Origin of the sequence: Ornithinimicrobium faecis (genome assembly GCF_023923225.1) — a bacterium.
GTDB lineage: Bacteria > Actinomycetota > Actinomycetes > Actinomycetales > Dermatophilaceae > Ornithinicoccus > Ornithinicoccus faecis.
This window is the reverse complement of the sequence record NZ_CP099489.1, coordinates 4,312,221-4,324,215: the sequence shown is the minus strand read 5'-3', so window position 1 is coordinate 4,324,215 and position 11,995 is coordinate 4,312,221. Positions and strand designations below refer to the sequence as shown.

Genomic DNA, 11,995 nt, shown 5'->3' with positions numbered 1-11,995 from the left:
TGGGGTCAGCGGGGGTCACCTGGACGATTGCGGATGGTCATGAGTCCACGCACCAGGGTGGACGACACCGACCGGGCCATCATCCAGGCGCTGCGGGTGGACGGACGGTTGTCGGTGCGAGCGCTGGCTGAGCAGGTGCACATCTCGCGGGCCAATGCCTATGCCCGACTCGAGCGGCTCCGGGAAGGCGGCGTGATCACGGGCTTCACCGCGCAGGTTGCCCCCGAGCACCTGGGGCTGGGGACCTCGGCCTATGTGTCGGTGTCGATCGAGCAGAACACCTGGAAACCTGTCGCGGCCGCGCTGCGGAGGGTCCCGTCAGTCGAGCGGGTGGCCCTGGTCGGGGCGGAGTTCGACGCGCTCGTGACCGTGCGCTGTCACGACAACCACGAGCTGCGGGACACGGTCCTGGAGCAGATCCAGGCCATCCCTGGTGTCAAGGCCACGCGCACCTGGCTGATCTTTGAGGAGACCGAGATCCGCGACCTGGCCTACCAGGGATAGGGCTCGTAGTTCTTCAGGAAGACACCGTGGAGGTCCTCGCCGCGCTCACCGCGCACGATCGGGTCGTAGACCCGGGCAGCGCCGTCGACGAGGTCGAGCGGAGCGTGCCAGCCCTGTGCGGCGATCTCCAGCTTTTCGTGATGCGGCCGCTCGTCAGTGATCCAGCCCGTGTCAACAGCCGTCATGAGGATCCGGTCGGTCTCGAACATCTCGCCGGCTGAGGTGCGGGTCAGCATGTTGAGCGCGGCCTTGGCCATGTTGGTGTGCGGGTGCCCGGCGCCCTTGTAGCGCCGGGAGAACTGCCCCTCCATCGCCGAGACGTTCACGACATACGCCCGCGCGGCGTCCCCGACAGACTCCCTGTGCTGCTCCACCGCGGCCCGCATCGCGGGCCGCAACCGGGAGACGAGAAGGAAGGGGGCGACCGAGTTGCACATCTGCACCTCGAGGAGCTCGAGCGGGTCGACCTCGTCGACGGTCTGCTTCCACGAGTTGCTCGTGACGACATCGGGCAGCAGACCACCGGCGTCGACGGCGGTGCCGGCGAGGTGGGCCTCCAGCGAGGCGTTGCCGGCGGACAGAGCGAGCTTGGTGAGGTCGGCGGCAGTGCGGGCGGCGACGTCCGCGTGCGGCACCGGATGTTCACCGAGCGTTCCAAGGAGGGCGGCCGGGTGCGCCTCGCTCACCCGGTCAAACGTCAGCATCTTCGGTGTCGGTCCACCGGTCTCCAGCGGCTGGGACTCACCGTCGACGAGGCTCGAATAGGCGCCGGGCGAACGGCGCACCGTCTGGCAGGCGTTGTTGATGAGGATGTCGAGCGGCCCCGCGGCAGAGACCTCGTTGGTCAGCGCGACGACCTGCGTCGGGTCGCGCAGGTCGATCCCGATGATCGTCAGCCGGTTGATCCACTCGGGTGAGTCGGCGAGTTCGGCGAAGCGCCGAGCGGCGTCCCGGGGGAAACGCGTCGTGATCGTCAGGTCGGCCCCGTCACGCAGCAGGCGCAGCGCGATATACATCCCGATCTTGGCGCGCCCGCCCGTGAGCAGAGCCCGCCGACCACGCAGGTCCGTGCCCTGGTCGCGGCGCAGGTGACTCAGCGCTGCACAGTCCGGGCAGAGCCAGTGATAAAAGGCGTCGACGAGGGTGTAGTCGGCGTGGCACATGTAGCAGCCGCGCGGGAGCTGCAGTTCACCTGCGAAGCGGGCCCCGGTCGAGGAGGTGAGGGGGATCCCCTTGGTCTCATCGTCGATGCGCAACGGTGAGCCGGTCGCGGTCTGGGCGAGGATCGCCTCGTCGTGGGCGACCTTGGGGCCACGCTCGGCCTGTCGTGCCTCGCGGCGACGGGTCTTCTTCACCCGGTTGTGCATCGTGGCGGTGGCCCGCTTGACCGCGGTGATGTGCTCGTGGCCCGCCGGCAGCTCGTGGAGCATGCCGAGGACACGCAGGGTGGTGGCCAGATCGTCGGGGTCGACACCGTCCACTGTGGCTGCGCTCGCGGGATGCTGGGGTGCGGTGCTCACGGACCCCGAGGATACGCGGCCTCGGGTGGGTCGAGGACATCCCGCGGCCGTCCGGGTCGCCCCACTGCGTTGGTGGTGTTGCTCGTCAGGGCTGGACGAGGCCGCTGCGATAGGCCAGCGCCACCAACTGTGCGCGGTCATGGCAGCCGGTTTTCATCAGCATCCGTGAGATGTGCGTCTTGACGGTCGCCTCGCTGAGCACCATGCGCCGGCTCAGCTCGGTGTTGGTTGCGCCGTCAGCGAGCTCGCGCAGGACGTCGAGCTCACGAGGGGTCAGCATCTCGAGGCTGGGTCGACCCTCGGGGTTGTCCGAGGCGAGCTCGCGCAGAGTGTTCAGCACCTTCGGAGCGACCGCAGGGTCGATCCAGGCGTCGCCGTCGGCGACCCGGCGCACCGCGTTGGCGAGCTCGCTCGGCGCAGCGTGCTTGAGCATGTATCCCGAGGCACCAGCACGCAGCGTGCCGTAGAGCGCCGCGTCCTCGTCGAAAGTGGTCAGCACGAGGACCTTGGCCAGCTGGTCCGGGTCCTCTGGGCGCTCGCGGATCAGCCGACGGGTCGCCTCGATGCCGTCCATGCCGGGCATGCGCACGTCCATGATGACCAGGTCGGGTCGCAGCGACTCCACCAGCTTGATGGCCTCCGCGCCGTCCTGAGCCTCGCCGATCACCTCGATGTCCGGCTCCGAGCTCAGCAGCATCCCGATGCCCTGACGCACCATCGGCTGGTCGTCGGCGATGACGACCCGGATCCTGCTCACGCTCCACCGCCGGAGCGGACGGGCAGCGTCGCCGAGGTGACGAAGCCACCCTCAACGACACCGCTCTCGAAGGAACCGCCGGCCAACTCAACCCGCTCCCGGAGGCCCCACAGCCCGGTCCCCGAGCTGGCCGGGACGGGCACGGCATCGAGGCCGGTGACGTCGTCGGGGCGCAGGCCCACGGAGCTGCGGACCTGCAGGTGCAGGTGGTCTGGCTCCCACGTCTCATAGATGTCGACCACGGCACCGCGGCCGGCATGCTTCATCGCGTTGGTCAGGGACTCCTGGACCATGTGATAGGCCGCCAGGTCAACGCTGGGATCGAGGGGGAGTGGGGTGCCCTCACGGTGGAGCTCCACAGCAAGACCTCCATGTCGGGTGGCGGTGAGCAGGGGGTCGATGTCGGCCAGGCGCAGTCGCGCGACAGCTGGCTCGCCCTCCTCGGCGGTGCGCAAGAGCCCCAGGAGCCGATGCAGCTCGCGCATGGACTCGGCGCCGGTGGACTCGATGGCCTGCAGGGCGTTGGTGACCTGCTTGGCCTCTGCGGTGGAGTCCAACTTGCTCGAGACGGCTTTGGCGCCTGCCGACTGCAGGATCATGGCACTCATTGAGTGGCTCAGGATGTCGTGCAGGTCCCGGGCGATTCGCTGCCGCTCCTCACCCAGGCTCTCCTGAGCCGCGGTGCGGAGGGCCTCCTGCGCGACCAGCGCCCGCAGCCTGTTGCGTCGCTCGTGACGCCCGAGGAGCCAGATGACGATGCAGCCGGCGAAGAACCCGAGGGGGATCGTCAGCAACTCCAGTGTCGACGGGTTGTTGAGTTCGTTGGCCGTCCAACCGTTGCTCAGGCACAGGAAGCCCACCAGCACGAGTGCCGGGTTGGCCTGTCGTGGCGGGCTGTCCTTGGCCACCGTGTAGAGCATGAGGGCGGCCGCAGCGAAGGGTTGGAACTGCAGGACGAGCACGCTGGTGAGCAGGCAGAAGCTGAGGATTCCCACGAAGACCGACCAGGGCGCCCGGTGGCGCCAGACCAGCGCGGCATAGGCGATGAGCACGAGCCCGATGAACAGCCACAGGGGCACGGTGAACCCGAAGGTCGTCGTGACCGGGTCCCCGGTCAGGAAGCCCGAGACGAAGAGGTCAACAAAAACGCACAAGAGTGCAAGGACGAGGTCCTTGACGCGCGGACGCGAGTGCATCGCGTCGGGTGTCGCGCGGTCCTCGAGATCACTCATGGCCAGGTGGGGGGCGCTGGCGGACGAGCGACTGTCCAGGACCGAGCGCGCGGGGGAAGGGCCGACATAGCGGCCATTCTGGTCTGTGGTGCGGCTGGGGGCCAGCACCTCACCGTCGACGGGTGCGGCCTGCGTGCGCCTCAACGACACCCGGGCAGGCTGGGGAACCACTTGCAGACCCAACTCTTGCCGAGGTTGACCTCGCTGTCGCTGGCGGCCAATGAGGCGACCCCCTGCAGAGAGCTCGAGCTCTCGACCCGCGTCAGATCGGCCATGGTCAGCCCACCGAGATCGACGCCCTCGGGCAGGGTGCCGGCTCCTGGCACATCGCACTCGCGGTCAAGCGCCAGTGCAACCCAGCCGTCCAGATCCGGCGACTCGTGGACACCCAGCACGCTGACCGGCTCTGGTGTGTCCCTGCCGCCCCCCGAAACGGCAGGGACTGTGATGTGCGACGGCAGTCCGGGCATGGCCCCACGCCCGGACTGCCTCATCATGACCACGCTGGGCGTCACGAGCCAGCCAACCCCCGCTGGTGGCTCACCGGGGCCCCTGAGACCTTCGGCAAAGACGCTCACTTCGTTGTCCTGATGCACGTGACTACTCTCCGATTTTTGAGGGGGTCCGCACATCATCCTCTGGATGTATCTTTCGGCGCCACCCCCGGGTGTGGTTGGCTTTCGACATCGCACCGGACCGCGAGAGGACGATCCATGGACAGGGAACAGACAGAGATCGACGCAGAGGGTCTCGACCACCCCGGCACCGTGATCCGCTATGGCCACTTCGGCAGACCGGTGATTGCCTTTCCGTCCGAGGCGGGCCGTGCGTGGGACTACGAGAACAACGGCATGGTGGAGGCGCTGCGTCCACTCATCGACGAGGGGCGGATCAAGCTCTATGCGGTGGACTCCTTCGACCACCTCTCCTGGTCCAACTACGCCCTGCCCACAGAGCAGCGCGCCGAGCGCCACGCGATCTATGAGAACTGGATCCTGAGCCATGTCGTCCCGACCATCGACGCCGACTCACCCGGGCACGGCGGCATCGTCACGACCGGCTGCAGCCTGGGCGGCTATCACGCGGTGAACTTCGCGCTGAAGCGTGCAGATCTCTTTCCGGTGGCCATCTCGTTGTCCGGCAACTTCGACCCCACCTCCTGGCGAGGCTGGGGGGAGACTGGCGAGACGACATACCTGAACAATCCCCTCGCCTATGTGGCCGGCGCCGAGGGAGACCACCTGGACTGGCTGCGCCAGGCCGTGCAGATCCTGCTCGTGGTCGGGGAGGGGCCCTTCGAGGTGCAGCCGACCAAGTCCCTGCCCGGTGCACGGGCCATGGCCGCTGTGCTCGCGGACAAGCAGATCCCGCACCAGCTCGACGTGTGGGGCCATGACTCGGCGCACGACTGGCCGTGGTGGCGCAAGCAGATCGCCTATCACCTGCCGCGGTTCTGCTGATCGGGGTAGGTTCGCCACATGGCTGACAAGCGCAACCCGCTGATCGGACTCCTCCTCGGTGCCGAGGAGGACTGGCCCCGCGCCTTCGAGCAGATCCTGGGCCTCGTCGGGCCTCTGAAGGTCGACGGTCGCTCCCTGGACATCACCTCGGAGCGATTGCGGATCTCGCCGTTCGACCTGACAGACCCGGTGAAACCCGGTCTCGTGATCGACCGGCTGGCCTACTGGTACTACCACCCGCGCGAGTGGCTCAAGAAGGCCGCGCTGATGAACGACACCTATCTGCTCAACAGCCCGTTCACGTTCCAGTCGATGGAGAAGCACTCGGCCTACTGCGCCATGTTGCGCCTGGGCATGAAGATCCCCAAGACCGTCCTGGTGCCCTACAAGAACCCGGTCGACAACGTGCGCTGGGCCTACACCTCCGCCAAATACAACGACCGCTTCGACCTCGACGCGATCGCGGAGGAGGTCGGCTATCCGATGTATATGAAACCGTTTGACGGTGGCGGCTGGCGCGGCGTCTCCCGGGTGGATCATCAGGCCGGGCTGCACAAGTCCTATGACGAGTCCGGCGAGATGCTGATGCATCTGCAGGCGACCGTCGACTATGACAAGTTCGCCCGCGCTCTGTCCATCGGCCCCGAGACGATGGTGATGGACTTCCGGCCTGAGCAGCCGATGCACAACCGGTATGCCGTCAGTTATGACTTCCTGTCCGAGCAGGCTGGGTGGGAGGCTGAGACGGTGAGCAAGGTGGTCAACGCCTTCTTCGGGTGGGAGTTCAACTCCGCAGAGATGCTGGTGGCCGGCAATGAGGTCCACCCGATCGATTATGCCAACGCGTGCCCGGACGTGGCGGTCACCTCACTGCACTACTACTTCCCCTGGGCAATCACGGCGCTGGTGCGGTGGTCGGTCTTCGCGCTCGCGACCAACCGTCGGGCGACCGTCGACCTGGAGACGCGCCGCTACTACGAGATCGCCGATGACGACTCGCTGGACTATCAGGCCAAGATGGAGGGCTACCGCGCCCTCGCCGACGCGCACTTCGACACCGACCGCTACTGGGAGTTCTGCCACGAGCACCTCGCGCACCTTCCCGAGGCGGTCCTGGAATGGGTCGACTCGGACGCCTTCGACAAGATCTTGCTCGACACCGTCCGGTCGACCTATCCGGCCCACGAGCACGAAAAGTTCCTCGCACACTTCCGCGGGCTTGTTGGGCTGTGGGTGAAGGACCAGAGGAGCCTGGCAGGTGGGCCGTCCGACACTCCCGAGCGGGAGGACAGAACCAACGCCGCTCAACTGTGAGCGGCTCGGTATGCTCTCCGGCATGTCGATCGAGCCCCAGGTGACGCCGATCAGTGATATCGCTGACGGCGGGGGCAACGTCCCCGTGACGGTGGTCCCGGACCTCGAACATTTCCGTCCCATTGACCGCTTGGGCGCGAGCCGCTACCGCGCGACACTCGCCGACGGCTTGCCGTTGGACTCCTTGCTGTTGAACCGCGGTTCCGACGTCTTGGTCGTGTCCTTGCACGGCGCCCTGGACCGGACGCGGTTCACGCTGCCCCGCTTCGAGCGACTCAACTCCATTAAGGACAGGGACGTGAGCAGCCTCTACCTCAGCGACTCCTGCCTGCACTTGGATGGGCATATCCAACTGGCGTGGTTCACTGGCACCCGCGATGTCGACCTCTACGAGATCTTGGCCCGATTCGTCACAACTACCGCCGCCTCCATCGGAGCAACACGTATAATCTTTGCGGGTGCATCCGGCGGGGGGTTCGCCTCCTTGCAATTAGCGCCATTGGTGCCTGACAGCATCGCCCTAGCTTTCAACCCTCAGACGTCCGTCGTGGACTACCTCTCGGGGGGAACATCACTGGGCGCCCAGCGGGTGTATGTGCAGGTCGTGATGCCTCACCTCGCACCTGATGGTTGGCAGGCCCTCGACAAGGACGAGGACTGGTCAGCCCCGCTCGGAGACAGGCTCTCCCCCAAACTCCGTTACTCCAGCCCGGTCGACTGTAAGGTGCTCTATGTGCAAAACCCTCACGAATTCCACTACACCGATCACTACATGCCTTTCCTCGCTGCGGCCGCTCGCGGTGGTAACCTGCACAAGATCCGGGCGAATGAGTATGCTGGCGACACGCGGCACAATCCGCCACCACTGCCGATTTTCCATGACAATCTCGATCAAGCCATCGCGTGGTCGCGTGAGCTGTGATCGCGAGGATGACGAGTGAGCATGGTGAAGTGGGCTGAGTTGAGTCTCCAGGCCGATGCGAGGACGGCTGTCGTAGGGCTCGATCTGGACCACCAGGACGTTCAGAAAGGTGATCTCCTCCTATGCATCTCCGTGGGATACCGGGGTGAGAATGTTTCACTGGAGCATTACAACTGGCTCTACTCGGATCGGTTGGACACCAAATTCTCTTATATCGAGCCGAGTGCTGAAGGTAAGTACATCTCTCCGGAGTTTCACTCCGAGCATCCCTTCGATGTCGTCACGCTCTCCCTGGTCCCGTGGTCGCGGCGCGCACGTCAGAGACCTCAACTCCTCGGGGGTGTGGCCAGTGGATGGTTCCAGGTGTCGAGCGCGACCTTGCACGGCCTCGGCCACGGCATGGATGTCGCCACCCTCACGGGGTTCAAGCTCGAGGCAAAGGAGGCCTGAGTGCGCACTCACGTGATCACTCTCATCCGGTGTGGTGAAGGTCAGGACTCCGCCGTCGAGGCATACTTGGACCTCCTCACCTCTGCGGTCCCGGACGACCATGACCTGACGGTCGGCGTCCTCGTTGAAGGCCCCGAGGTGGAGTTGCCCTCCGCTGCTGCCTTCAGGGTCTTCCCTAGCGACGTGCGCACTGGTGCTGCCTATAACGTCATGGCGGCCGAGTCTGACGCCGACTTCCTCATCCTGCTCGACGGGCCCGTGCTGCCGGCGGGCGAGCTCCACGGCGGGATACCCGCTCGGCTAGGCCGTCAGTGGCTCGCGTCGATGGGGCGCCGCGTCATCGCCACACCCTCGCTCCCGACGCCGCTGTCCCACGTTGACGTGGTGGACGGCGACTTTAGTCGCGACGTGCACCAGGAGTCCCCGCTCGCGATCGGGGTGTCGACCGAGGACTACCTGCACCTCCGGGGCTTCGATGAGCGACCGACTCTGTCCGGTGCCCTCTTCATGGACTTCGTGGCCCGGATGCGACGAGCGGGCTGGATCTGCGACACACATCACCTTGCTGAGATGATCGACGTCGCGGCATTACTCCCGGGCCTGCGACTGGACCCTGACGAGACGAGCCAACGGGTCCGCGAGCGGCGACGTGAGCAGGTCCGGGTCGACGGGTCCATCTACCGCAACCTCACGGTATGGGCCGTGCCGCCGGAGAAGCGCCCCACGTTGGTCAGTGTGCCGATCGCGACACGCGACCGGGCGGACTATCTCAAGGAGTCTCTCCTGTCCGTCCTCGCGCAGGACTTTCAAGAGTTCGAGATCGTTGTCGTCGACGACGGATCGGACGATCACACTCGGGAAGTTGTCGAGGGCATCGACGACGTACGCATCACTTACATCCGTCAGGACGCCAAAGGTATCAGTGCTGCGCGAAACCGGGCCGCCGACGCCTCGGTAGGGCACTACACGGCGGTTCACGACGACGACGACATCATGCTCCCGTGGCGCCTGTCCACAGGTCTTGCGGCGCTGGACGGGAGTCACGAGGCGACCTACGGGTCGTGGGTCAACTTCGATGACGAGACCGCACAGCTCCAACTGCACCTGACACCAGTGGGATTCGGGAGAGATCTGATCGCGCACAACGGTCAAACCCCGGGGCACGCCACCTGGATCTTGCCCACGCGCATGGTCCAAGAGCTGAGATACGATGAGTCACTGTCGAGTTCCATCGACCACAATTTGGCCATCCGCAGCGTGCTCAGCGGCCTGCGGTGGCGCCACACGCAGCGGGTTCTCTATCTTCGGCGCGTGCACAAGCAGCAGGTGAGCCAGACCGATGGCCGCCGCCAGCGCTCGACTGCGATTCTCACGCGAATGAACAGCACCTTCAGCGCCAGTTTTGCGGGCCGCAAACAGATGGCCACGCGCGGCAAGGAGCTCAGCTATCCCCAGCATCTCCGCAAAGACACGCTGTTCGCCGAGTATGGTGCTTATCTGCCCGACCGGCTTGTGGTGCGCTCGGCTCGGATCAATGGGTTGGTTGGGAAGAAGATCCTCGCGATGGACCTGCACGACAAGCTCGACCTCATCGCCTCGGATATGGATCTAGATACCGACCGCCCGCTGGCCGAGGCGGGCGGGGTGGGACGGATCCAGTGGGACGACATGGTGGATATCCGCGCCGCAGGGATCCTCGGTGTCAGCTATGAGGCGTCGCAGCGCTCGGAACTGACACGAGATCCCGAGGCGACCGACCCGCGGGCCTGGCTGCAAGGGCGGCTGGGCAAGGCACTGCGAGATGTGAAGGCGGCCCATCCCGCCGGGGCGCTCCTGGTGCTGACTGCGGAGGGAGATCTCCCCTGGCTGCAACTGGACGGTCGGCCAGAGGAGCACCCCGTGGTGTTGCGCCGGTCCATGAGCGTGAACTTCGAGGAGAACGGGCGCCTCAGCGTCTTAGTGTTGGGTGTGCGGCACCCCAGGGACGCGATGCCCCTGTTGCGTGAGGCAGTGGAGCGTGGGGTCCCTAGTGAGGTGATCGCCGTCTCGGGCGCGAGCACGCGACTGTTCGAGAGCTACCAGCAAAGGGGGAGCGATGCGATGTGAGGTTGCGTACGCGAGTTCGGGTGAGACCGTGCTCGACTTCGTTGACACAGTCCTCGGCGAAGTGGTCCGGCCCATCCCCCCACTGATCATCGCCGGACACGTCTCGGGCCTGACCGGTGCTCGGCTGAGTGTCGCGACTGCTATTCTGCTGGGTCCAAAGGTCGGTGAGGTCTTGGAGATCGACCGCCCAGTGACGCACCGCGCGGCAGCAGCGGTTGCGGGTTATGTGGGGTTGGACGGTGCCGTTACCGGTGCAGACGGTCCGCTCACTCATGTCCACGGCTCGGGCACGGACCTACGCATCACGAGCAGCCTAGAGGGTCTGGCTGACCTTGCGCTCGACATCCCCGACCGGCGGGTGATCTCGCTGACGGAAATGCCCAGCCACCGGGCATCCGGCAGCTTGCTCGCGGGCGACCGCTGGGTGACCTGCACCAACTCCTGGGTGCATGCGCTGGATCGTCCCGCGGCGTGGCTGGCCGTGCCCGTGCTGCTCGCCGAGCAGGCGTCGGCGTCGCGGATCGTCGCACCTGCTTGCATCTCCCAGGCGCTCACCCGCGACCAGCGGGCTGCCCTGGAGGACCTGGTGGATGCGGCTGACCTCAGGATCCTGTGGCTCGAGGCAGAGAGGGAGACAGCATGACCCACGTGCTCATGCCGGTGCGGACCGTCGCCGATTGGGGCGGACTCCATGAGTGGGCCCTGACGGCCGTGGGGGACCTCATCGCCGAAGGCCACACGGTGACGGTCGCCGGTGGGCCCGGACGTTTCAAGGACACTGTCGTCGCGGCAGGCGCAGGGTTCATCGAGGTGGATTGGGTCGACTGGCAGGCAGCCGTCGACCCATGCCTGGTCGATCGCTCGTGGGACAAGATCTTTTCGCACGGTCCACTCGCTAGCAACCTGGCGCGAGCCCTGAGGCGCCGGACCGGCGCGCCCATCTATCACATGATCCATGGCAGCTATCTGGATCACATCAACCACTGGTCCCACGAGTTAGAGTGCCTCTTAGTCGCCAGCCCGGCGATCCAGGATTTCGTGGTCCGCATCGGCAAGGTCGAGCCCTGGAAGGTCGCCGTGGTGGCGAACGGGGCTCCCGACAGGGTCTTCGAACTGCCGCTGGTGAGGCTCGCCGAGAAATTGGCGGAGGAACGCCCAGTCGTGGCCACGGCCGCGAGGTTAGCCAAGGACAAGTTGCCTCAGATCGACCCGACCATCAGCTTGGTGCAGGGCATCTCGGAGGTGCTGGATGGTCGCCCCCTGGAGTTGATGGTCATGGGCGACGGGCCTGAGAAGACGCTTTTCGAGAGCCGCCTGCGCGAGGGTGTGCCCGAGACAGTGGAACTAAATTTCGTCGGGTGGGTCGACCACGACGAGGTCCCACGCATCTTCAACCGCGCGTTAGCAACCTGCACGGCGGGCATGGGTGCCACGCGCGCGGTTGCCGCAGGCACACTCACGCTGGCCGTGGGCGCGCAGGGTTCGGTAGGTCTCCAGGCGGGGCGCAATCTCCGGGCGGGCTTGTGGAGTAACTTCGGCGACCACGGGTGCCCACGGTTCACCCCCACTGACCTGAGGTCTGACATCGAGCGGGCCCTCGTCGGCGGAGTGCACGATGACATCGTCGCCCGAGCGAGGAGTGGGTGCCACTTCCACCGCAATCAGACCCACGTGCGTCAGCAGATGCTCGACGCCCTCGATCTCTGAGGAGTCGCCCGAAAGGGTGCGTT

The 11,995-nt window shown here is 66.0% G+C and carries 12 protein-coding genes; 8 read left to right on the top strand and 4 right to left on the bottom strand.

Going from position 1 to position 11,995, the window contains the following annotated elements:
- Window positions 1–39: 39 nt before the first annotated feature.
- The gene (locus tag NF556_RS19870) at window positions 40–504 is read left to right on the top strand and encodes an Lrp/AsnC family transcriptional regulator (RefSeq protein WP_252592920.1); all 465 of its coding nucleotides are present in this window, start codon (window positions 40–42) and stop codon (window positions 502–504) included.
- On the opposite strand, the gene NF556_RS19865 is transcribed toward NF556_RS19870, so the two are convergent.
- From NF556_RS19865 to NF556_RS19850, 4 genes are all read right to left on the bottom strand, one after another.
- Window positions 492–2,024, bottom strand: a complete 1,533-nt coding sequence (locus NF556_RS19865; protein WP_425607055.1) for an SDR family NAD(P)-dependent oxidoreductase — start codon at window positions 2,022–2,024, stop codon at window positions 492–494. The genes NF556_RS19870 and NF556_RS19865 overlap by 13 nt on opposite strands.
- An 85-nt stretch (window positions 2,025–2,109) precedes the next feature.
- Window positions 2,110–2,781, bottom strand: coding sequence for a response regulator transcription factor (locus NF556_RS19860; RefSeq protein ID WP_252592919.1), 672 nt, complete (start codon window positions 2,779–2,781; stop codon window positions 2,110–2,112).
- Entirely contained in the window at window positions 2,778–4,163 is a 1,386-nt protein-coding gene (locus tag NF556_RS19855) for a sensor histidine kinase (RefSeq protein WP_252592918.1), read from the bottom strand. Before NF556_RS19855 ends, NF556_RS19860 begins: the two co-directional genes overlap by 4 nt.
- Window positions 4,154–4,483 (bottom strand): hypothetical protein, encoded by a 330-nt coding sequence (locus NF556_RS19850; RefSeq protein WP_252592917.1) that lies wholly within the window; start codon window positions 4,481–4,483, stop codon window positions 4,154–4,156. The genes NF556_RS19855 and NF556_RS19850 overlap by 10 nt, the downstream gene beginning before the upstream one ends.
- A 243-nt stretch (window positions 4,484–4,726) precedes the next feature.
- On the opposite strand from NF556_RS19850, the gene NF556_RS19845 reads away from it, so the two are divergent.
- From NF556_RS19845 to NF556_RS19815, 7 genes are read left to right on the top strand one after another with little or no spacing between them, the layout of a single operon-like run.
- Complete coding sequence (locus NF556_RS19845; RefSeq protein ID WP_252592916.1) at window positions 4,727–5,473, top strand: esterase family protein; 747 nt, start codon at window positions 4,727–4,729, stop codon at window positions 5,471–5,473.
- Window positions 5,474–5,491: 18 nt separating this feature from the next.
- Window positions 5,492–6,787, top strand: a complete 1,296-nt coding sequence (locus tag NF556_RS19840; protein ID WP_252592915.1) for an ATP-grasp domain-containing protein — start codon at window positions 5,492–5,494, stop codon at window positions 6,785–6,787.
- A 22-nt stretch (window positions 6,788–6,809) separates the two neighbouring features.
- Window positions 6,810–7,709: a hypothetical protein gene (locus NF556_RS19835; RefSeq protein WP_252592914.1), complete on the top strand. Its 900-nt coding sequence runs from the start codon at window positions 6,810–6,812 to the stop codon at window positions 7,707–7,709.
- A 15-nt stretch (window positions 7,710–7,724) separates the two neighbouring features.
- A complete protein-coding gene (locus tag NF556_RS19830; protein ID WP_252592913.1) occupies window positions 7,725–8,159 on the top strand; it encodes a hypothetical protein in 435 nt (144 codons plus the stop codon).
- Window positions 8,160–10,265 carry a glycosyltransferase family 2 protein gene (locus NF556_RS19825; RefSeq protein WP_252592912.1) on the top strand — a complete coding sequence of 702 codons (2,106 nt, stop codon included), beginning with the start codon at window positions 8,160–8,162 and terminating at the stop codon, window positions 10,263–10,265.
- 28 nt (window positions 10,266–10,293) lie between these two features.
- Window positions 10,294–10,908: a hypothetical protein gene (locus NF556_RS19820; protein WP_252592911.1), complete on the top strand. Its 615-nt coding sequence runs from the start codon at window positions 10,294–10,296 to the stop codon at window positions 10,906–10,908.
- Window positions 10,905–11,972 carry a glycosyltransferase family protein gene (locus NF556_RS19815; protein ID WP_252592910.1) on the top strand — a complete coding sequence of 356 codons (1,068 nt, stop codon included), beginning with the start codon at window positions 10,905–10,907 and terminating at the stop codon, window positions 11,970–11,972. The genes NF556_RS19820 and NF556_RS19815 overlap by 4 nt, the downstream gene beginning before the upstream one ends.
- The last annotated feature ends 23 nt before the right edge of the window (window positions 11,973–11,995 follow it).

Bases quoted from the DNA above. Each gene is read 5' to 3' on its own strand.
- NF556_RS19870 (WP_252592920.1), top strand. From the start codon at position 40: ATGAGTCCACGCACCAGGGTGGACGACACCGACCGGGCCATCATCCAG.
- NF556_RS19850 (WP_252592917.1), bottom strand. From the start codon at position 4,483: ATGCCCGGACTGCCGTCGCACATCACAGTCCCTGCCGTTTCGGGGGGC.
- NF556_RS19845 (WP_252592916.1), top strand. From the start codon at position 4,727: ATGGACAGGGAACAGACAGAGATCGACGCAGAGGGTCTCGACCACCCC.
- NF556_RS19840 (WP_252592915.1), top strand. From the start codon at position 5,492: ATGGCTGACAAGCGCAACCCGCTGATCGGACTCCTCCTCGGTGCCGAG.
- NF556_RS19835 (WP_252592914.1), top strand. From the start codon at position 6,810: ATGTCGATCGAGCCCCAGGTGACGCCGATCAGTGATATCGCTGACGGC.
- NF556_RS19815 (WP_252592910.1), top strand. From the start codon at position 10,905: ATGACCCACGTGCTCATGCCGGTGCGGACCGTCGCCGATTGGGGCGGA.